Annotated in this window: 19 protein-coding genes; 10 read left to right on the top strand and 9 right to left on the bottom strand. The window is 62.8% G+C overall.

The annotated features are described in order from the left end of the window. The first annotated feature begins 2 nt into the window (after positions 1-2). Complete coding sequence (locus EGJ27_RS12735; protein WP_125831092.1) at positions 3-1,346, top strand: HAMP domain-containing sensor histidine kinase; 1,344 nt, start codon at positions 3-5, stop codon at positions 1,344-1,346. On the opposite strand, the gene EGJ27_RS12740 is transcribed toward EGJ27_RS12735, so the two are convergent. After that, a complete protein-coding gene (locus EGJ27_RS12740; RefSeq protein WP_125831093.1) occupies positions 1,347-1,907 on the bottom strand; it encodes a nitroreductase family protein in 561 nt (186 codons plus the stop codon). It lies immediately after the preceding gene. A gap of 176 nt (positions 1,908-2,083) precedes the next feature. Here EGJ27_RS12740 and EGJ27_RS12745 point away from each other — a divergent pair, with 176 nt between their 5' ends. Together EGJ27_RS12745 and EGJ27_RS12750 are read left to right on the top strand one after the other, a co-directional pair. Next, complete coding sequence (locus EGJ27_RS12745; RefSeq protein ID WP_125831135.1) at positions 2,084-3,538, top strand: TrkH family potassium uptake protein; 1,455 nt, start codon at positions 2,084-2,086, stop codon at positions 3,536-3,538. A gap of 50 nt (positions 3,539-3,588) precedes the next feature. Next, positions 3,589-3,900 carry a DUF962 domain-containing protein gene (locus EGJ27_RS12750; RefSeq protein WP_125831094.1) on the top strand — a complete coding sequence of 104 codons (312 nt, stop codon included), beginning with the start codon at positions 3,589-3,591 and terminating at the stop codon, positions 3,898-3,900. On the opposite strand, the gene EGJ27_RS12755 is transcribed toward EGJ27_RS12750, so the two are convergent. Beyond that, positions 3,901-4,734, bottom strand: a complete 834-nt coding sequence (locus tag EGJ27_RS12755; RefSeq protein ID WP_125831095.1) for a UDP-2,3-diacylglucosamine diphosphatase — start codon at positions 4,732-4,734, stop codon at positions 3,901-3,903. It abuts the gene before it with no gap. Between the two features lie 240 nt (positions 4,735-4,974). Here EGJ27_RS12755 and EGJ27_RS12760 point away from each other — a divergent pair, with 240 nt between their 5' ends. Beyond that, on the top strand, positions 4,975-5,856 hold the full coding sequence (locus tag EGJ27_RS12760) for a DMT family transporter (protein WP_125831096.1): 882 nt from the start codon (positions 4,975-4,977) through the stop codon (positions 5,854-5,856). Here the strand turns inward: EGJ27_RS12760 and EGJ27_RS12765 are convergent. Continuing rightward, complete coding sequence (locus EGJ27_RS12765; protein ID WP_125831097.1) at positions 5,853-6,146, bottom strand: SelT/SelW/SelH family protein; 294 nt, start codon at positions 6,144-6,146, stop codon at positions 5,853-5,855. The two genes, EGJ27_RS12760 and EGJ27_RS12765, sit on opposite strands and share 4 nt — an antisense overlap. 122 nt (positions 6,147-6,268) lie before the next feature. Between EGJ27_RS12765 and EGJ27_RS12770 the strand changes: the two genes are divergently transcribed. Beyond that, positions 6,269-7,564, top strand: a complete 1,296-nt coding sequence (locus tag EGJ27_RS12770) for an OprD family porin (RefSeq protein WP_125831098.1) — start codon at positions 6,269-6,271, stop codon at positions 7,562-7,564. Between the two features lie 22 nt (positions 7,565-7,586). Here the strand turns inward: EGJ27_RS12770 and EGJ27_RS12775 are convergent, their stop codons facing one another. Further along, the gene (locus tag EGJ27_RS12775; RefSeq protein WP_125831099.1) at positions 7,587-8,495 is read right to left on the bottom strand and encodes a LysR family transcriptional regulator; all 909 of its coding nucleotides are present in this window, start codon (positions 8,493-8,495) and stop codon (positions 7,587-7,589) included. 141 nt (positions 8,496-8,636) lie between these two features. Between EGJ27_RS12775 and EGJ27_RS12780 the strand changes: the two genes are divergently transcribed. From EGJ27_RS12780 to EGJ27_RS12795, 4 genes are all read left to right on the top strand, one after another. Beyond that, complete coding sequence (locus tag EGJ27_RS12780) at positions 8,637-9,656, top strand: alpha/beta hydrolase (protein ID WP_125831100.1); 1,020 nt, start codon at positions 8,637-8,639, stop codon at positions 9,654-9,656. A gap of 68 nt (positions 9,657-9,724) precedes the next feature. Further along, positions 9,725-11,152, top strand: a complete 1,428-nt coding sequence (locus tag EGJ27_RS12785; protein WP_125831101.1) for a mechanosensitive ion channel family protein — start codon at positions 9,725-9,727, stop codon at positions 11,150-11,152. 135 nt (positions 11,153-11,287) lie between these two features. Beyond that, positions 11,288-12,010, top strand: a complete 723-nt coding sequence (locus EGJ27_RS12790; RefSeq protein ID WP_125831102.1) for a pirin family protein — start codon at positions 11,288-11,290, stop codon at positions 12,008-12,010. A gap of 258 nt (positions 12,011-12,268) precedes the next feature. Beyond that, positions 12,269-13,432, top strand: coding sequence for a GGDEF domain-containing protein (locus EGJ27_RS12795; protein WP_125831103.1), 1,164 nt, complete (start codon positions 12,269-12,271; stop codon positions 13,430-13,432). An 86-nt stretch (positions 13,433-13,518) separates the two neighbouring features. On the opposite strand, the gene EGJ27_RS12800 is transcribed toward EGJ27_RS12795, so the two are convergent. Next, the gene (locus tag EGJ27_RS12800) at positions 13,519-14,754 is read right to left on the bottom strand and encodes a M20/M25/M40 family metallo-hydrolase (protein WP_125831104.1); all 1,236 of its coding nucleotides are present in this window, start codon (positions 14,752-14,754) and stop codon (positions 13,519-13,521) included. Between the two features lie 269 nt (positions 14,755-15,023). Here EGJ27_RS12800 and EGJ27_RS12805 point away from each other — a divergent pair, with 269 nt between their 5' ends. Beyond that, positions 15,024-16,445, top strand: coding sequence for a sugar porter family MFS transporter (locus EGJ27_RS12805; protein ID WP_125831105.1), 1,422 nt, complete (start codon positions 15,024-15,026; stop codon positions 16,443-16,445). A gap of 42 nt (positions 16,446-16,487) precedes the next feature. On the opposite strand, the gene EGJ27_RS12810 is transcribed toward EGJ27_RS12805, so the two are convergent. The 4 genes from EGJ27_RS12810 to EGJ27_RS12825 are packed head-to-tail and all read right to left on the bottom strand — an operon-like array spanning position 16,488 to position 20,440. Further along, positions 16,488-16,832 carry a hypothetical protein gene (locus EGJ27_RS12810; RefSeq protein ID WP_125831106.1) on the bottom strand — a complete coding sequence of 115 codons (345 nt, stop codon included), beginning with the start codon at positions 16,830-16,832 and terminating at the stop codon, positions 16,488-16,490. 30 nt (positions 16,833-16,862) lie between these two features. Next, on the bottom strand, positions 16,863-19,172 hold the full coding sequence (locus EGJ27_RS12815; protein WP_125831107.1) for a PqiB family protein: 2,310 nt from the start codon (positions 19,170-19,172) through the stop codon (positions 16,863-16,865). Then, entirely contained in the window at positions 19,165-19,794 is a 630-nt protein-coding gene (locus EGJ27_RS12820) for a paraquat-inducible protein A (RefSeq protein WP_125831108.1), read from the bottom strand. The genes EGJ27_RS12815 and EGJ27_RS12820 overlap by 8 nt, the downstream gene beginning before the upstream one ends. Continuing rightward, positions 19,781-20,440, bottom strand: a complete 660-nt coding sequence (locus tag EGJ27_RS12825; protein ID WP_125831109.1) for a paraquat-inducible protein A — start codon at positions 20,438-20,440, stop codon at positions 19,781-19,783. Before EGJ27_RS12825 ends, EGJ27_RS12820 begins: the two co-directional genes overlap by 14 nt. Positions 20,441-20,956 lie beyond the last annotated feature (516 nt).

Here is a 20,956-nt window from a genome sequence, read left to right on the forward strand (position 1 = left end):
TCGTGCGCTCATTGTTCTGGCGAATCCTGGCCAGCTTCTGGCTGGCCATAGCCCTGGTGGCAGGCTTGTCGATCCTGCTGGGTCATATGCTCAATCAGGACACCTGGATCCTCAGCCGTCATCCGGTACTCAAGGAGCTGCCCCAGGAATGGGCCAGTCTCTATGAAGAAAAAGGCGAAGACAGCGCTCAGGACTTCCTGCAGAACATCAAACGTCGCCACCGCATCGACGTGCAGGTGCTCAACGACAACGGCGAGCCCGTGGTACGCGGTACCTTTCCGCCCCGTGCCGCCGCCTTCGAAGCCCGCCAGCAGGACGGCGACCCGCGCCAGTTGCCATGGCGCCGGCTGACCACCGAATACACCAGCGAACGCACTGGCGACACGTACCTGCTGATCTTCCGCATTCCCCATCCGGAGCTGGAAGACTGGCACCGCCAGAGCCTGCTGTGGCCGCTCAGCGCACTGGGTATTGCGCTGGTGGTGCTGACGTTGTTCAGCCTGCTCGTCACGCTGTCCATCACTCGCCCGCTCAGCCGCCTGCGCGGTGCGGTGCATGATCTGGGTCAGGCCAGTTATCAACAGCACAGCCTGGCACAACTGGCGAACCGCCGTGACGAGTTCGGCGTACTGGCGACCGACTTCAACCGCATGGGCGCGCGCCTGCAAAGCCTGATCGGCAGCCAGCGGCAGCTACTGCGCGACGTGTCCCATGAACTGCGCTCGCCATTGGCCCGTTTGCGCATCGCCCTGGCCCTGGCTGAACGCGCGGAGCCGGCCGAGCGGGATAAGCTCTGGCCACGGCTGAGTCGCGAATGTGATCGTCTGGAAGCGCTGATCAGCGAGATTCTGGCGCTGGCGCGCCTGGACGCGGATTTCGGCAGCCCCGAGCCGGTGGACCTCAAGGAACTGCTGCAACGGCTGAAGAACGACACGCAGCTGGACGAATCGCGGCCGCCCATCGACATCCGGATCACCGATGACCTGCAACTGCGCGGCTGGCCGGACATGATCGAACGCGCCGTCGACAACCTGATGCGCAACGCCGTGCGCTTCAGTCCCGAAGGTCAGCCAGTCGAGGTACAGGCACAGTTATCGGACGGCCGCGTGCAACTGAGCGTTCGCGACCACGGCCCCGGCGTGGCACCGGAGCACCTGGCGCAACTGGGTGAACCGTTCTACCGCGCGCCCGGCCAGACCGCGCCGGGGCACGGCCTGGGACTGGCGATCGCCAGGCGCGCCGCCGAACGCCATGGCGGCAGTCTGAGCCTGGGCAATCATCCGGATGGCGGCTTTATCGCCGTGCTGGACTTGCCACTGGAACCCACGCTGCCGGTGGCCGGCTGATCAGCCCTGCCAAGCCGAGACCCACTCGCCGGCGTCGACTTTCGGCGCCTCGCGAGGCGGGTTCAGCGCAGTGCCCAGATACAGGAAGGCGATGACCTCTTCATCCGCCGACAACCCGAAGCCCTCGGCCACGACCGGCGAATAACACAGTTCGCCGGTGCGCCACACTGCCCCGATGCCTTGGGCATACGCCGCCAGCAGTACGCCATGCGCCGCACAGCCGGCGGTGATTAGCTGTTCCTTGCGCGGCACCTTGAAGTGATCCTGCAATCGGGCGACCACCACCACAATCAGCGGCGCCCGCAATGGGCCAAGCCGGGCCTTTTCCACGGTTTTTTCATTCACTTCGCCGCCGCCCTGCTCCAGCGCCTGGACCAGCAGTTCACCCATTTTCTCGCGGGCCTGGCCTTCGACGGTGATGAAGCGAAACGGCCGCAATTGACCGTGATCGGGCGAACGCAAGGCAGCCTCGAACAGGATCTCCCGCTGCGCGGCGTCCGGGGCCGGGTCGACCAGGCGTGGGACCGAGACTCGATTGAGCAATACGTCGAGCGCCTCCATGGGCGACCTCCTTGTGGAAAATGTTGAGGGGCATTCTAGGGTTTGTTGTCGGGTGCGGCCATTCTCTTGACCGCGACCGATCAAGGCGCTTATCGAGCACACAGATATGCACTTCGGTTTACTTGCCATCCGGCGCAGGTAAAATGGCCGCCTTTCCCTTCAAGTCAGAGCATTACATGGCGTTGCCGACCCTGCGCATCATCGGTTTCATTATCGGCATCTTCCTGATCACTCTGGCTGTTGCCATGATCGTGCCCATGGTCACGCTGGTGATATACGACCGTTTCGAAGACCTGCGCTCGTTTCTGTGGGCCAGCGTGATCACGTTCGTGGCGGGCCTGGCGCTGGTGGCGCCGGGACGGCCGGCCCAGGTTCATCTGCGGCCACGGGACATGTACATGCTGACGGTCTCCAGCTGGATCGTGGTGTGCATCTTTGCCGCCCTGCCGTTCCTGCTGACCCAGCACATCAGCTACACCGACTCGTTTTTCGAAAGCATGTCCGGCATCACCGCCACCGGCTCCACGGTCCTGAGTCACCTGGACAGCATGTCGCCGGGAATCCTGATCTGGCGTTCTATGCTGCACTGGCTGGGCGGCATCGGTTTCATCGGCATGGCGGTGGCGATCCTGCCGCTGCTGCGGATCGGCGGCATGCGCCTGTTCCAGACCGAATCCTCCGACCGTTCGGAAAAGGTCATGCCGCGCTCGCACATGGTGGCCAAGTTTATCGTGCTGGCTTATGTCAGCTTCACGGCGCTGGGCAGCCTGGGGTTCTGGCTCGCCGGCATGAGCGCGTTCGATGCCATCAACCATGCGATGTCGGCGATCTCCACCGGCGGTTTTTCCACCTCGGACCTGTCGCTGGCCAAATGGAAACAGCCGGCGGTGCATTGGGTCGCCATTGTGGTGATGATCCTCGGCAGCCTGCCGTTCACCCTGTACGTCGCCACCATGCGCGGCCATCGCATGGCGTTGTTCAAGGACGAACAGGTCCAGGGCCTGATCGGCCTGCTGCTGGTGACCTGGCTGGTGATGACCGTCTGGTACGCCAACACCACCGACCTGCCGTGGAGCGAGGCGCTGCTGCACGTGGCGCTGAACGTGACGTCAGTCGTCACCACCACCGGTTTTGCCCTGGGTGACTACAGCCTGTGGGGCAATTTCTCGCTGATGCTGTTCTTCTATCTGGGCTTCATCGGCGGCTGTTCAGGCTCCACGGCCGGTGGCGTGAAGATTTTCCGTTTCCAGGTGGCCTACATCCTGCTCAAGGCCAACCTCAACCAGCTCATTCACCCGCGGGCGGTGATCAAGCAGCGCTACAACGGCCATCGTCTGGACGACGAGATCGTGCGCTCGATCCTGACCTTTTCGTTCTTCTTCACCATCACCATCTGCATCATCGCGCTGATGCTGTCGCTGCTGGGCCTGGACTGGATGACCGCGCTGACCGGCGCCGCCAGTACCGTGTCCGGCGTCGGCCCGGGCCTGGGTGAAGTGATCGGCCCGGCCGGCAACTTCTCGACCCTGCCGGACGCCGCCAAATGGATTCTGTCCGGCGGCATGCTGCTGGGGCGCCTGGAGATCATCACCGTGCTGGTGCTGTGTATGCCTGCATTCTGGCGGCACTGACCGGGCGACTGCGGCTAGACTGTCGAAAGGCGAACATGAGGATCTTGTCGATGGATCAGGTCAAGCGCTTCAACAGCTTTGCGGAGTTCTATCCGTTCTATCTCAACGAACATCGCAGCAGCGCCAGCCGACGCCTGCATTTCGTCGGCACCAGCCTGGTGATTTTCCTGCTGGCGTTCGCCGTGGGCAGCGGGCGCTGGTGGTTGCTGTGGCTGGTACCGGTGGCCGGATACGGCTTCGCCTGGATCGGGCATTTCTTTTTCGAAAAGAACCGCCCGGCAACTTTCCAGCATCCGTTCTACAGCCTGCTCGGCGATTTCGTGATGTACCGCGACCTGCTGCTGGGCCGGATTCCCTTCTGATCAGCTCACCGGTTCGCTGACCGGCTCGGCAGCGACAGGTGAGGCTTCAGCTTGGGAAGCCTTGAGTTGGGCGTCGGCCAGGCGATACAGCTCGATGGTGCCGTCCAGGTGTTCGATCAAGGCTGTGCAGGATTCGACCCAGTCGCCGCAATTGAGGTATTCGACACCGCCGACCTGGCTGATTTCGGCGTGGTGAATGTGCCCACAGACCACGCCGTCCAGGCCGCGGTTGACGCATTCGTGGGCAATCGCCTGCTCGAAGTCGCTGATGAAGTTAACCGCGGTCTTGACCTTGTGCTTCAGGTAGGCCGAGAGCGACCAATAACCCAGGCCATACTTCGCCCGCCAATGATTGAGCCAGCGATTGAGGGTCAGGGTGAATTCATAGGCGGAGTCGCCGAGAAAGGCCAGCCAGCGGTGGTAGCGGGTGATGACGTCGAACTGGTCGCCATGAATCACCAGCAGCCGCCGACCGTCAGCGGTGGTGTGCACGGCCTCGTCCACCAGCTGGATATTGCCCAGAATCAGTTTCGAGTAGCGGCGCAGGAATTCATCGTGGTTGCCGGTGATGTAGATCACCTCGGTGCCGCGCTTGCTCATGGTCAGCAGGCGACGGATCACGTTGGTGTGCGCCTGGGGCCAGTACGCGCCGCTGCGCATCTTCCAGCCGTCGATGATGTCGCCCACCAGGTAAACCTTGTCGGCCTGGTAACCCTTGAGGAACGCGGAAAGCCGTTCTGCCTGACAATCCCGTGTGCCCAGATGCACATCGGAAATCCACAGGGTCCGCACGCGTTGCTTACGGCTGGGTTTGGCAAGCTGAGCACTGCTCATGGCACGACCTCCGGCAGGGTTTCGATGAGAGTGCGACAGGCCGGTTAATTCCATATGACAGGTGCGTGGCACGGTGATGACAGTGGCCGAATGGGGTAAGTTATCCTCGCTGTCGAACTTGTCGGGGTCAGCTTGCTGGCGAACGGCCGGTGCACCGACAACAGATTTATCTGTCTGTAAGTACGTCTTCGCGAGCAAGCTCGCTCCTGCAATGAGATCTCGGCACCATCAAGGATCACGATGACCCCTCGTTTCGCATTGGGCGCGCTGCATGCCGGCGCATTGTTGTTCGGGCTTTCCGGCGTGTTCGGCAAGCTGGCGGCGGCTTCGCCTTCCATGATTGTTTTTGGCCGGGCCGCGTTTGCGGTGGCAGCGCTGGCGCTGTTCATTCGCTTTGCCGGGCAGCGCAGGTGGGTATCGCTGCGTCTGAAGACCTGGGCGGCACTGGCCCTGAGCGGGGCATTGCTCACTGCACACTGGGTGACGTTTTTCATGGCGGTGAAAATTGCCGGTGTGGCGATGGCGACGCTGGGCTTCGCCAGTTTCCCGGCCTTTACCGTACTGCTCGAAGGGCTGTTTTTCCGCGAACGGATTCGCCTCACGGAAGTCCTGCTGGTGCTGGCGGTCACGTTCGGGCTGGTGCTGGTCACGCCGGATTTCGACCTCGCCAGCCAGGCCACCGGCGGCCTGCTATGGGCGGTCTTTTCCGGGCTGACGTTTTCGTTGCTGTCGCTGGTCAACCGGGCCAGTTCCACCGACGTGCCACCGGTCCAGGCCGCGTTGTGCCAGAACCTGCTGGTCGCGATGTTCGTGCTGCCATGGGTGGCGCCGGCACTGGGCAGCGTCGCAGCTATGGACTGGCTGTGGCTCGCCCTGCTCGGCGTGTTGTGTACGGGCCTTGCCCACAGCCTGTTCGTCGCCAGCCTGGCGGTCATCAAGGCGCGCACCGCTGCGGTGGTGTTTGCCATGGAGCCGGTCTACGGCATCGCCTTTGCCTGGCTGTTGTTTGCCGAGGCGCCCACTTCGCGCATGCTGCTGGGCGGCGGCTTGATCGTGATGGCGATCATAGTGTCGGGACTCAAAGGCGCGAAAGGCGCGAGCCCGGCCAAAACCACCCTTTAATGGGTCGAGGGTTTGTCGTTGTGACCCAGGTCGCGCAGCGGGTCGATCCGGTCGCGGACACGCTGCTTGAGCACCTTGGCGTCCGGAAAGCCGCCGTCGGCCTTGCGCTCCCAGATCTGCACGTCGTTGCAGGTGATGCGAAACACACCGCCGGTAGCCGGTTCCAGCGATACCTTGCCCAGGTCGTTCGAGAAGGTGTTCAACAATTCCTGCGCCAGCCAGGCGGCACGCAACAGCCATTGGCACTGGGTGCAGTACGTGATGACGACTTCGGCTTTGGCGACGGACATGGACACTACCCTCTGAACGGAAAGCGTCCATCATACTCGCCTCGGTAACGGTGACAGCACAATCCTACAAGCCAGGCCGGCGCAGGACGCTCACAGTCAGGTTTTGAAATCCGGTCTGATTCATGCGCGTCTTCCTGTGGTTGTCCCTGCTTTCGATCTCCACGTTCCCGGCGACGGCCATGGCCGCATCCGCCGATGTTCTGGTGCGCAATTATTTTCTGCACAACGACTATCGGCACGATGCCCAGCGCGACAAAAGTTATCAGCAGGAATGGGCTCAAGGGTTCATCGGCCGTTTCAGTTCCGGTTTCACACCCGGCACGGTCGGATTCGGCGTGGAGGCCCACGGTTTTCTAGGCCTGCGACTGGACAGTGGCCGGGGAACCTCCGGCACCGGCCTGCTGCCGCTGGACAGCGACGGTCGGGCCGAACCCGACTATTCCAGCGCCGGCATGGCCCTGAAATGGCGTGCCGCCGACAGCGTATTGAAGATCGGCGAAATGGAAGTCGAGACACCGGTGTTCGACACCGCCGACAAGCGCCTGCAACCCGAGTACGCCACCGGCCTGCTGCTGGAAAGCCAGGCCATGCCGGGCTTCAAATGGGTGGCCGGCCATTTCACCGCGTTCAAGAATCAGGCACAAAGCTCGGCCCACGATGATTTCGAGGGCTATGGCGCAACGACGCGAGGCCGCAGCATCAGTCTGGCGGGTGTCCAGACCGACAGCGCCGGACCGCTCGGCGGCGCGCTGTATGCCTCGCAACTGAGCGACACCTGGCGCCAGTACTACGCCAACCTCAATCTGAAACAACAGCTGAGCAGCGACACCCGATTGTCATGGGACGCTAACCTCTACCGCACCGTGGACGCCGGCCAGGCCAGCGCCGGGGCCATCGCCACCACCGCGTCGAGCCTGATGAGCCGCCTGAAAACCGGCGGCCAGACCTTCAGCCTGGGTTATCAAAAGATCCATGGCGACACGCCGTTCGATTTTGTCGGTGGCGATTCCATCTATCTGGCCAACTCGATCAAATACGGCGATTTCAACGGCGCCAACGAACAGTCCTGGCAGTTGCGCTATGACCTGGACCTGACTCAGGCAGTGCCCGGCCTGAGCTTCATGACGCGCTACGTGCGTGGCAGCGGGATCGATGGCAGTGGCGCGCCGCAAGGCGGGGCGTACAACCCGTTCGACGCTGCCCGGCAACGCTATGTCCCAACCCAGGGCAAGGACGGACGCCATTGGGAGCGCGACGTGACCCTGGCCTACACCGTGCCATCCGGCGCGGCCAAGGACCTGACGCTGAACCTCTCGCATGTCAGCCACCGCGGCAACACGGCTCAAGGCAACAATGACATCGACCGGCTGTACATCGTGGTCGAATACCCGTTCGATCTCCTGCGCGCCGGCCGCTGAGGCACGGCACGCCTGCGTTGCTTCAACTTTGGCGATCATCCAGATCGACATTCGGGCTGAGCCGCTCGCGGAGAAACTCGATGAACGCCTGCACCGGCCGGGACGCCTGGCGATGTTGCGGATAGACCGCCGACAGGGTCAACGGCTCGGGGCGCAGATCGTCCAGCACTTTGACCAGCCGGCCGTCACGCAACGCGGCACCGACGATGAAAGTGGGCAGATAAGTGATGCCGAGTCCGGCCACGGCGGCGTCGCGCAGCAGTTCGCCATTGTTGACCCGCATTCGCCCGCTGACGCTGAGGTTCACCGGCTTACCGGTCCCCTGAAAACGCCACTGCACCTGGCGCCCGTGGCCGTAAGGCAGGCAGTCGTGACTGTGCAGGTCGTCGGGTCTGGCGGGCGTGCCGCGCTCGGCCAGGTACGCCGGGCTGGCGCAATACACGCGGTCGATATTGGCAATACGCCGGGCGATCAGGGTCGAGTCTTCCAGGGTGCCGATGCGCAGCACCAGATCGTAGCCTTCGCTGAGCAGGTCCACGGGGCGGTCACTGAGGTCCACTTCTACCGACACATCCTGGTAGCGTTGCAGGAATTGCGGCAACAGACAGCCCAAATGCGCCACGGCAAATGACAGGGGCGCGCTGAGGCGGATGGTGCCGCGCGGTTCGCTGTTCTGGCCGGTGATGCCCTGCTCCACCTGTTCGACTTCGCTCAACAGGCGCAAGGCCGATTCGTAATAGCTCTGGCCCAGCGGCGTCACGTCCAGGCGCCGGGTCGAGCGATTGAGCAGGCGCACGCCAAGCCGGTCTTCCAGTTGCATGAGGCGGCGGCTGACGAACTGCTTGGACAGGCCCAGTTTGTCCGAGGCGGCCGTAAAGCTGCCTGATTCCATGACCTGACAGAAAATACGCATATCTTCGAAGGGGTTCATTGTCCCGTCCTTGTTGACAGTTAAACGCTTTATACCGGCTTTTTCGCGCCCAGACATCCTATTAATCTGTGCGCATGGTGCAGCCGAGGCCCGAAACCCGGACTGCACATTCCCCCGCACTCATCAAAAAAGGATTTATTCATGAACGCTCTGCAAAAAACCCTGACCACCAGCCTGCTCGCCCTCTGCGTCAACAGCGCGTTCGCCGCCGGCAGCCCCGGCGTGGAACACAACACCCAGGCGTTTCTCGAAGCTCTGGCTGCCGGCGGTGGCAAACCTCTGGAACAGTTGAGCCCCAAGGATGCCCGTGCGGTGCTGACCGGCGCCCAGGCGTCGGTGAAGGTGGATTTGTCGGGTATCGAGGTGAGCGAGCGTTCGATCGACGTCAACGGCCAGAAAGTGGCGCTGAAGATCGTTCGCCCGGCCGACGTCAAGGGTGACCTGCCGGTGTTCATGTTTTTCCACGGCGGTGGCTGGGTGCTGGGTGACTTCCCGACGCACCAGCGCCTGATTCGCGACCTGGTGGTCGGCTCCGGCGCCGTTGCGGTCTATGTCGACTACACGCCTTCGCCGGAAGCCCGCTACCCGACCGCCATCAACCAGGCTTACGCCGCAACGCGCTGGGTGGCCGAGCATGGCCAGCAGATCGGCGTCGATGGCAAACGCCTGGCGGTCGCCGGCAACAGCGTTGGCGGCAACATGGCAGCGGTGGTCGCGTTAATGGCCAAGGAGCAGAAAGCCCCGGCCCTGCGCTTCCAGCTGCTGTTGTGGCCGGTGACCGATGCCCGCTTCGATGACGGTTCCTACCAGCAGTTCGCCGAAGGCCACTTCCTGACCCGCAACATGATGAAGTGGTTCTGGGACAACTACACCACCGATGCCGGCCAGCGGGCAGACATCCATGCCTCGCCGCTGCGGGCTTCCACCGAACAGTTGCGCGGCCTGCCGCCGGCGCTGGTGCAGACCGCCGGGTTCGATGTGCTGCGCGATGAAGGCGAAGCCTATGCCCGCAAGCTCGACGCGGCCGGAGTGCCCGTCACGGCGGTGCGTTACAACGGTATGATCCATGACTACGGCCTGCTCAACCCGCTCAACCAGATCCCGGAAGTGCGTGCCGCAATGCGTCAGGCCGCCGGCGAACTCAAGGCGCACCTGAACTAAGGTCACCTGCACCTCATAAAGAACCTGCTGCGGCAGGTTCTTTCACGTCCATGCCCGGAGTTTTTGCCATGCCTTTTGTGTTGAGCCATCCCTTGCTGTGGAGTGCAGTCCTGCTGCTGGTCGATGTGTTGATCTGGCACATCGCGCCGATGCAGCAGCGCGTGGCCCGGGTCGCGATTCGCCTGGCGCTGTTCCTGGCGTTCAGCTCGCTGATCATCAACGCCGGCATCAGCCCACTGCTGGCGCCGGCCTGGCCGGATGACAGCGTGATGCAGTTGGGCGCGACGGCCATGGCGATTGTCTGGTGGATGTATGCCGCCCGCGTCCTGACCGTGCTGATCGGCCTGGCACTGATGCACCGCATCGGCCACAGCGGACGCCTGTTGCAGGACGTGATCGGCGCGCTGGTGTTTCTGATCGCGGTGGTGGCTGCGGCCGGTTATGTGCTGGAACTGCCGGTCAAGGGCCTGCTGGCAACCTCCGGCGCAGTGGCGATCATCGTCGGCCTGGCGTTGCAAAGCACCTTGAGCGATGTGTTTTCCGGGATCGTGCTAAACACCACCAAGCCTTATCAAGTAGACGACTGGGTATCGATCGACGGGGTCGAAGGCAAAGTGGTGGACATCGACTGGCGCGCCACCCATCTGCTGACCGGCCAGGGCACGACCGCCGTGGTGCCCAACTCGGTGGCGGCCAAGGCCAAGATCGTCAACCTTAGCCGACCGGTGAACATGCACGGGGTGTCGATCAGCATCCAGGTGCCTAACCACATCCGCCCGCGCCGCGTGCTCGACGCCCTGGAGCGCACCCTGCAAGGCAGCAGCAGCCTGTTGCTGAACCCGCCGCCCAAGGCCGTGCTCAAGGAGGCCGGGGAAACCATGTCCGAATACGTGGCCAGCGGTTTCATTGCCGAGCTGGGCAGCAAGGGTGAGGTGCGCAATCAGCTGTTCGACCTGGCACACCGGCATCTGGAGGCAGCAGGCATTGTGCGCCAGCAGGATGGCGGCGGCGAGCCGATCTCCAGGGCCCGGGCATTGCTCGACGAGGTGAAGGTGTTCCGCTCGCTGAGCAGTGAAGAGCGCGACCGGCTGGCGCAGAGCATGACGGCGCAGCAATACAGCGCCGGCCAGGTGGTGCTGGACCTCAACGAAGTGCCGGATTGCCTGTTCGTCATCGCCACTGGCGTGGTCAGCGTCGCGGTGCCCGACGGCGAGCGACGCATCGAGGCCGGACGCATGGGGCCGAGCGAAGTCATGGGCGAGCAAAGCATCATTGCCGATACGCCGTCGGAAGGCTGCTTCACCGCGCTGACCTCCAGCATCATTTATCGCATCGACAAATCCGTCGCCCGCACCTTCATGCAGCAGTGCAACGAGGTTGATCGGGCGCTGCACAAGCTGCAGGCGGTTCGGCAGAAGAGCAGCCATGCAGCCCTTCTTGCCCGGCCACCGCAGGTCAAGAAAGGCGGCTTTTTGAAGTGGTTGCAGAGCCGTTGACAGGCGCGCAATTGTCCACCTGAACAAGACAGTGATTCGTTTTTCATCTACTTATTGCGACTGCGGATAAACAGTAACCTAGCTTCATCAAGTCGACGGCTGAATGAACGGCATCGACCTTCTGGAGAACGAATCATGCTGACTCTTCGCAAAGCTTCCGACCGTGGTGCGGCCGATCATGGTTGGTTGAAATCCTTCCACACCTTTTCCTTCGCCGGTTACCGCGACCCGAATGAGCAGGGCTTTTCCGACCTGCTGGTGATCAACGATGACCGTGTGGCGGCAGGCAAGGGTTTCGGCCAGCACCCGCACCGGGACATGGAGATTTTCTCCTATGTGCTCGAAGGCGCGCTGGAACACAAAGACACGCTGGGCACCGGGTCGGTGATCCGTCCGGGCGACGTGCAGTTGATGAGCGCCGGCCGAGGCGTGGCGCACAGTGAGTACAACCATTCAGGCAGCGAGCCGGTGCATTTCCTGCAGATCTGGATCGTGCCTGAAGTCGCCGGCGCTACACCGCGCTATCAGCAGGAGCACTTCACGCCCGAACAGAAACGCGGCCGCCTGCAGTTGATCATCTCGCCCGATGGCGCCGAGGGTTCGCTGAACGTGCGCCAGGATGCGCGGGTTTACGCCGGGTTGTTCGACGGCAGCGAAAGCGCGACGCTGGAACTGGCCGCCGACCGCTACGCCTACGTTCACGTGGCACGCGGCAGCGTGGTGCTCAACGGCCAACGGCTGAGCGAAGGTGACGGTGTGCGGGTACGTGACGAGCAACGGTTGCAATTGAGCGAAGGGGTGGAGGCCGAAGTGCTGATCTTCGACCTGCGCCCTCAAGAATTGCCGCAGATGCCTTGATGGTTGGCCGTGCTCATGGGGTCCGCTCCCATGGCAGCTACGCTGTGCACAAGAACGCCGCTCTATTGAGCGGCGTTTGCGCACTCGCGACGTTTACATTCCTGTCCCAGGCTGGCTTCCGGCCCCATGGCCATCATTTGGCCATTTGTCTCATGAACATACATTCAAGGCCGATAAGGCGTGGTGAAATCTTCGGATAATCCCCCCAAGCATCTACAATCGCGCTTCCCCACCGCGAATCTATAGGCCAGTCCGTTTATGGCGCTCGACCCACTCACGATGTTGACGATTTCCATTGCCCTGGCCGCTGCTGCGGCGCTGTACCTGGCGGTCGAGTGGCGTAGTGTTCGCGAATCCTCACTGCTGTTCTGGAGCGCAGGCTTTGCCACCATTTCCGTAGGCTCGACACTCGCCCTGCTGCGCAGCAGCGGCCTGTTGCTGATCGGTATCTGGTTCGCCAACGGCATGCTGGTGGTGGCCCATTGTCTTTTCCTGCTGGGCGTCGCGCGCTTCACCGAGACACGGTTGTCCCGCGGCTGGTATGTGCTGGCGGCTGTCTGGCTGGGCATGCTGTTGCTGCCGGAAGGTCAGCAATGGTCGAAAGTCATGCTGCTGGTCAACTCGCTGATGGTCGCCACGGTGACGCTGCGCGCCAGCCTGTTGCTACGCCCGCACGGCAGCTCGCTGAGCGTCGGGGCGGTGCAGCTGCGCTACGTGCTGCTGGGCCATGCGCTGTTCTATTACGCCAAGGGCATTTCAGCGGTCATTCCCGGCGCACTGCTGGACCTCGCCGCTTTTCGCGGAGAGATCATCAAGTTGTCGCTAGTGGAAGGCGTGATGGCGATCATGCTGATTGCATTGTCCATGACCGGCACCGAGCGTTATCGGCGCGAGAAACGTATCGAACGGCTGGCGGCGCGTGACCCGTTGACCGCCCTGTACAACCGCCGCGCCCTGGAAGTGCGCGCACCCCGCGTGTTCAACGAAGTCTCGACCGAACGCCCCGGGGCTTTGCTGTTGATCGATGTCGACAATTTCAAACTGGTCAACGATCTCTATGGCCATACTGCCGGCGACCGGTTGCTGGTCAGCTTGAGCGAGATGATCCGCAAGGTGCTGCCGGCCGGTTCCCTCGCTGCGCGGCTGGGCGGTGATGAGTTCGTGATTCTGATGAGCGATGCGTCGAACGAACGAGTGGTGGCGCTGGGCGATACCCTGCGGGAACAGTTTCATGCGGCCGCGTCCCAGACCTTCACCACCCCGCAAGCGGTGACCCTGAGCATCGGCGCCAACCTGTTCAACCGCCCGCCCGCCGGCCTGACCGAGCTGATCGAGCAAGGCGACGCGGCGCTGTACCAGTCCAAGCGCGGCGGACGCAACAGCCTGCGCCTGGTGGACCGGACGTTGGAAAGCCTGATGTAGAAAATTTTATGGTACGGCGGCTCCTGCACGCTCGGATAGGTGTGGGCGCGGAGCGCCGCCCGGTCCGCTCCTACATGGATCTACGGCTATTTCCCGGATAACTCGGTAATCAGCGACACGGTCAGATACAGCCGGGGCGCGATGCTGGACAGTTCGATGTATTCGTCATCGGCATGCAGCCCGGCACCCACGACACCCATGGTTTCCAGCACGGCCGGCTTGGCGCTGCCGGGTACGAAAGCGTAGCCGGCGTCGGTGCCGAAGCGCATGGCGATGGGCTCGATGCTGCGGCCGATCTTGCCGTAGATCGCTTGCGCGGTCTTGGCCAACTGGTCGGAGCCGGGGTTCCTGGCCAGCGGTGGGCGACCCTTTTCCAGACGCACGCTGACTTCGGTGCCATCGATGAGTTTCTGTTCCACGATGCGTTGTGCATCGGCCAGAACGCGGTCGCTTTCGGTCAGGTCCGAATAGCGCATGTCCGCCTCGGCCGAGGCGCTGGACGGGATGATGTTGCGCTTTTCTCCCGCCTTGACCAGCGTCCAGTTGACCGTCGTGCCTTTGGCCGGGTCGCCCAGGTCCTTGAGTTGCAACATTTGATGGGCCAGTTCCATGGCCGCGTTGCGTCCGGCTTCAGGTGCGGAGCCGGCATGGGAAGACTTGCCCTTCACATCGAGCATCACGCCATTGATGCCGTTGGTGGCGACGGTGACGGCGTCTTTGTCCGGCGGCTCGTACGAGAACACGTAGTCGTGCTGGCGAGCGAGTTCGGCGATGATTTTCTTCGAGCCGCTGGAACCGGTTTCCTCATCCGGATTGAACAGAACGGTCAGCGTGCCGAAGCCTTTGAATTTCTGATCTTCAAGCAACTTCAGCGAATGCAGAATCATCGCCACGCCACCCTTGGCGTCGGCCACACCCGGCCCGTAGGCACGCTCGCCCTCGACTTTGAACGGACGCCTGGCAGCCGTTCCCGGCCCGAACACCGTGTCGTAGTGAACCATCAGCAGGAAAGACCGGGTGCCGGTGCCTTTGAACGTACCCACAATGTTATCGCCTGCCGATGGGCTGGCCGGTGTTGTGGTGACCTGCGCACCCAGCGCTTTCAGCCGATCCACCAGCATCGCACTCACGGTTTGCAGGCCCGGAGCCTGGCCGGTGCCGGTGTCCACGTCCACCAGTTGTTTGACGGTGGCGAGGTAGGACTTCTGTTCGGCCTCGGCCTGCTTCAGCAAGCCATCAGGTGCCGGATCGGCGGCAAAAGCCGTGGTGGATAGAACGGAAAAGGCAATTGCAGTGACGAGGGGAAAACGTCGAATAGGCATGCTGGTTCCTTCAGATCTATGCGAGGTGGAGCCTGCATCTTTACTCGAATGCGGCGCCCGGCGCCACCGCCGGTCCGGTGAACGGCAGGCTTGACAGCCCGGCCAAGCCCATTCCAGACACCTTGCATCCACAGTGCCAGACACCCTGCATCGCAGAAAACAATGCTCAATATGTTTGCACGCAAGGGAACTAGCACGCCGCACATGGCCCTAACGCATCAGTTCCGTGTACTGGCACGACGCTAGTTCCGTGAGAAGGGTTACAGTTCATGTCTGCAAGCATTACCTCATCCAAAATCGACCATCACGGTCGGCAACGCGCTTCGGCGCGCCGTCTGATTTTCATCTCCGTCCTCGTTGCAACCATGGGTGCGCTGGCGTTCGGCTACGACACCGGGATCATCGCCGGCGCCCTGCCGTTCATGACCTTGCCGATCGATCAGGGTGGTTTGGGCCTCAACCCGTTCAGTGAAGGCCTGATTACTGCGTCACTGATTGTCGGCGCGGCGTTTGGCTCGCTGGCCAGCGGCTACATTTCCGACCGCTACGGCCGGCGTCTGACGCTGCGTCTGCTGTCGATCCTGTTCGTGGCGGGCGCACTGGGCACCGCCATGGCGCCGGGTGTCGATTTCATGATCGCCGCGCGCTTGCTGCTGGGTATCGCGGTGGGCGGCGGCTCGGCCACCGTGCCGGTGTTCATCTCCGAGATCGCCGGTCCTTCACGTCGTGCGCGACTGGTCAGCCGCAATGAGCTGATGATCGTCAGCGGCCAGTTGCTCGCCTACGTGCTCAGCGCCGTAATGGCCGCGCTACTCCACACCAATGGCATCTGGCGTTACATGCTGGCCATCGCGATGGTGCCGGGTGTGTTGCTGTTTGTCGGGACCTTCTTCGTACCGGCTTCCCCGCGCTGGCTGGCGGCCAAGGGCCGGTTCGACGAGGCCCACGAAGTGCTCGAACAGCTGCGCGAAAGCAAAGCCGATGCGCAGCGTGAAATCGATGAGATGAAGGCGCAGGACGAACAGGCGCGCCATCGCCCGAAAGCCAGGGATCTGCTGCGTCAGAGCTGGGTCATCAAGCTGCTGCTGATCGGCATCGGGCTGGGCTTCACCGCGCAGTTCACTGGCGTGAATGCGTTCATGTACTACACGCCGATCATCCTTAAGACCACCGGCATGGGCACCAATGCTGCGCTGACCGCCACCATCGGCAACGGCGTGGTGTCGGTCCTGGCGACGCTGCTGGGCATCTGGGCCATTGGCCGTTACGGCCGCCGCCATCTGTTGATGACCGGTCTGGTCATGGTCGTCCTGATGCAAGCCGCGTTGGGTGGCGTGCTGGAATTCATGCCGCAGAATCTGACCCAGAGCTATGCCGCCCTGGCCTGCATTCTGGTCTTCCTGCTGTTCATGCAAGCGTGCATCGCGCCGGTCTACTGGCTGCTGATGTCCGAACTGTTCCCGATGCAGGTCCGTGGTCTGCTGACCGGTATCGCGGTGTCGGCCCAGTGGCTGTTCAACGCGGCGGTTGCCTTCTCGTTTCCGATTGCCGCCGATACCATCGGTAACACCACCTTCTTCATCTTCGCGGCGATCAACGTCGGCTCGCTGGTGTTCGTGTTCCTGTGCCTGCCCGAGACCAAGGGCAAGACCCTCGAACAGATCGAAAAGCACCTCAAGAAAGAGCTGTAGATCCCGCCTCGAAGGGGTCGGCGCCGGCAAGGGCCGCCCCCTTCATTGCGCACGAAAACTCCACACGATCTCGACGATTCTCAAGGCGATGATCAGGTAGGCAATACCCACCCCGACCTGAATCACCGTGTGGTAACGCAGCCGGGCCACGCGGTGCAAGCCGTCGCTGATGTTGAGCAGCATCAGGATCGCCGAAATGACGATCAGCCCCCAACCGGTAACGCGCACGTCGAGCAGGCCGAGAAACACCGAATGTTCGCCGTGCAATGCACTGGTTCCAGCGGCGAACAGCAGCGCGCAGACCAGCAGGTTCTTGATGTTGTCGAACACCTTGGCGCTGAGGTCCTGGTCCAGCAAGGCGAGGTACTGCTTCCACCACTTCTTCATCGACTTGACCTGTGGGTGACGGCCCGATGCTCACGGGGCGAGCTGGATTCTGGGTGCCCAGCCCAGCCATTCGTCTTCGGCCTCGTCCATCAGGGCGAAGATCTGCCGTGGCTGGGCAGGCTTGCCCATCTGCGGCGTGTCGGGCGTGGCGAAGGCAATGCCGCCTTCAAGCAACGATTCGACCGATTCGGTGCGAATGCTCGCGCCTTTGGTCAGTCCCCAATCGAAGCCGAACCCGCTGGCGTGCCAGAAGCGGCTGCCGGTGCGCACCAGCACGGCGTAGCGCGGTTCGATCACGATGTGGATCAGCACACGGTCGGCCGTGGAACCCAGCTCGACCCGCGTGACCTTGCCCACCGGTATTTCCCGGTAGGTCACCGCCACGCCGGGCTTGATGGAGCGGCGTCGCGCGGCGCTGAGGATCAGGTTCAGACCCGGCTCCGGCTCATCGAGCGCGGGCGGCGCGGGCAACACGTTGAACGTGGTCTGCACCGCGCCGGGCCGCGGCGCAGGCATGACCTGCACGTAACGCCCGGTGAGTACGGTTTCCAGGTTGGCGGCGCGGGTCAGCCCCAGTTGCGGCTTGACCACCCAGAACTGCGTCCCCGCCCGCGCCACCCGCTCGGCCCCTTCGGTAATGCGCGCCTTGAGCACCACGCCGGCGGAATTGGCCGTCAACTCCATCTTCTCGACGCTGCCGATATCCAGCCCCTTGTAGCGAATCGGCGCGCCGGGGCGCAGCCCTTCGCCATCGGGCAAGTGAATGTCGATGAGCATTCCGGGCTTCATGGCACTCTCGCGGTCGGCGAACAGGTTGAAGCGCTGCACCTTGCGGGCTGACGTTCTGGCGGTCGGGTCCGGCGTTTCAAAACTGATGCCGCCGGCCAGCAGGCTTTGCAGCGATTCACTCTTGAGCTTGATACCGGACAGCCCGCCGGTGAGGGTGACGCCGCTGGCATTCCAGAAACGCGTCGAGCTGTTCACCAGGGTCGCGTAGTCCGGCTCGATGTGGACGCCGAACGCGACCTGACTGCGGTCCCGGCTCAGCTGATAACTCTGCACCGAGCCGACCTTGATCTGCTTGTAGAGCACGGGACTGCCGACCTCCAGCGAGCCCAGCGCGCCGGCGTACAGCACCAGGTGCAGGCCCGGCGCGCGCGGGTCCAGCGGCGGCGGCTTGGCGCGGGCGACGAAATCCCGGGCCGGCGGCGCGCCTTTCTTGCCGGGCCGTACCGCGATGTAATTGCCTTTGACCAGCGCTTCCAGGCCGCTGATGCCCGCCAGGGAAATGCTCGGCTTGACCAGCCAGAACTCGGTGCCTTCGACCATATAAGGCTCGGCGCGCGGGTCCAGGGTCAACTGCGCGGCCGCGCTGGTCAGGTCATCGACGCCCACCAGCGTTTTGAGCGTTCCCACCTGAATGCCCTTGTACATCACCGGCGTGTGACCGGCCTGCAGCCCTTCGAAGTCCGGAAAACGTACATTGATCGTCACGCCCACCTGCGCAGCGTCGAAGTCGTCATACAAGGTGAATGGCTGTACAGGATCGCCAAGCGGCGGATCATGCTGCTGATCCTTCGAGGCAAACGCGATGCCGCCGGTGACGATGCTGGCCAGCGATTCGGTGCGCACTTTCACGCCGCTCAGGCTGGCGTCGACTGTCACGCCGCTGGCGTTCCAGAAGCGGGTGTTGCGGCGCACCAGCGAGGCGTATTCAGGGTCGATGAGAATCTTGATATCAACGCTGTTCTGATCGGCAGCCAGGCTGTGGCTTTTGACCCGGCCGACCGGGATCTGCTTGTAGAACACCAGGCTGTCACGGCTCACCGAGCCCAGCCGCTCGGCGCGCAGGGTCAGGTGCAGACCGGGCAAGGTATCGGCCAGCGGTGGCGGCTCGGCCAGGGCGATGTACTTGCGCGCAGGCTCACCGTCACCGGGGCTGGCGGCGATGTAGTTGCCGGACATCAACGTCTCCAGCCCTGAAACACCGGCCAGGGTCACGCTGGGCTTGACCAGCCAGAACCGGGTGCGCTCACGCAGGTAGGGCTCGACGCGCTTGTCCATTTCCAGCGTGGCAATGACCCCGCGTCGCTCGCCGCTTTCATCCAGCGTGAGGTGCTGGAGTTTGCCGATGGGCATGCCCTTGAAGATGACTTCGGTCTTGCCCGCCTGCAGACCTTCACCGGTGGCGAAGATCACCTCGATTTCCACACCGGCCTGGTCGTAGGCCCGCCACAATAGCCAGCCGCCGATCAGCAACGCGAGGATCGGCAGCACCCAGATCAGCGACCAGCTGGACGCCGGGCGTATGGTCGGAACCGAGGGGTCAGTGTCAGCCATGCTGCGGTTCTCTGCGGTCAGAGCGTTGGTCGTCCCAGATCAGCCGGGGGTCGAAGGCCAGCGCTGCGAGCATGGTCAGCACCACCACGCTGGCGAACGCTACGGCGCCATAGCCCGCTTCGATGGATGCCAGGTGACCAAAATCCACCAGCGCCACGAGAATGGCGATCACGAAGATATCCAGCATCGACCAGCGTCCGATCCATTCGATGAAGCGAAACATCACCATGCGCTGCCGCGCGGACATGGGCAGATGGCGCTGGACCGAATACAGCAGCAGGCCCATGCCGACCAGCTTGAAGGTCGGTACCAGAATGCTGGCGACGAACACCACCGCCGCGATGGGCCACATCTGCAGGCGGATCAGCGTCAGCACCCCGGACATGATGGTGTCCGGCTGGCCGCTGCCCATGCTCTGCACGGTCATGACCGGCAACAGGTTCGCGGGGAAATACAGAATCAGCGCAGTGAGCAGCAGTGCCCAGGTCCGGCGCAGGCTGTCGGGCCGTCGCACATGAAGCCGGGCTCCGCACCGCGAACAGCGGGATGCTGCGACCGACGCCAGGCGTGCCAGTTGATGGCAATCAGCGCAGACCACGATTCCGGCGTCAATGGCACGCATGGCCGTTCTCCCCCGACAGCGCCTCCCACACCTGGTGCGAAGACAGGGTCACTTCCAGCCAGACCTGGAGCAACAGCAAGCCGATGAAACAAGCCAGTCCGACGCCCAGCGCGATCTGCGCCAGCCCGGCGAGTTTGATCATGGAAACCAGCACGCCCATCAGGTAGATCTCCAGCATCCCCCATTCCCGACAATGGTGATAAAGGCGATACAACAGCAAACCGACGGCGCGTCCCTGCTCGAAGCGGATGCTCAACAGCACCAGCAACACAGACAGCAGCTTGACCAGCGGAATGACCATGCTGCACAGCATCACCAGCACGGCGATTTCAGGCATACCGGTGCGCCACAAGGCCTGGACACCGGCCCAGACGGTGTCCTGAGTGTGCTGGCCCAGCAGGTTCAAGGTCATCAGGGGCAGAAAGTTGGCGGGGATAAACAGCAGCAGTGCCGCCAGCGTCAGCGCCAGGCAGCGGCGCAGCACTCGGGGTCGATGACTGTACAACTCGAAGCCGCAATGCGGGCACTGCGCTCGCTCGCCACAGGCGACCGGGCGCTTGTGCATGAGCCAGTCGCATTCGTGACACGCCACCAGCGTTTCCAGTGGGCAGTTGGACCAGTCAGGCTCCGCAACGCGCGGCTGCATGGTGAGCGGCTCCAGCATTCAGGGCGGTGCACGAACGTCTGATGCCCGAACCTCTCTTGCCCGGTTCCGTGCGCCACGCATTTTGCCTCGGTGATCAGCAAATGATCGCAGTGTTCAAAAGCGTAGCCCAGGAACCCGGTCCCTTGGGCGCAGCGCCTATTCACCGCTGGTTACAGATCGCCGTCGTCATGCTCTGCACACTCGCCGATTTGCCCTCGCCCCCTCTAGCTCAACGCCCCGCGCGGTGCGGAAAGTGTGAAAAATCCGTTAAAAAGTTGTCAGCCATGGGTTTTACATAACGAAACAATCTGACAAACTGAATAAGAAAGCTTATCAAACACATTCACACTGACGCCTTGCGAAAGGTGCGCGGCGCTGCCCGCCGATTCTGATCGGTGAAAACCGGGCGGCCTGTTCGCGACCAGGGTCGCGCCCTACGCAACGCACGCACGACTGCGGGAAAAGCGGCATCCAGCGACCTCTTTCTGCACCTGCTTCGTGTTGCAATTTTTTCAT

The organism is Pseudomonas sp. v388, assembly GCF_003935425.1.
Lineage (GTDB): Bacteria > Pseudomonadota > Gammaproteobacteria > Pseudomonadales > Pseudomonadaceae > Aquipseudomonas.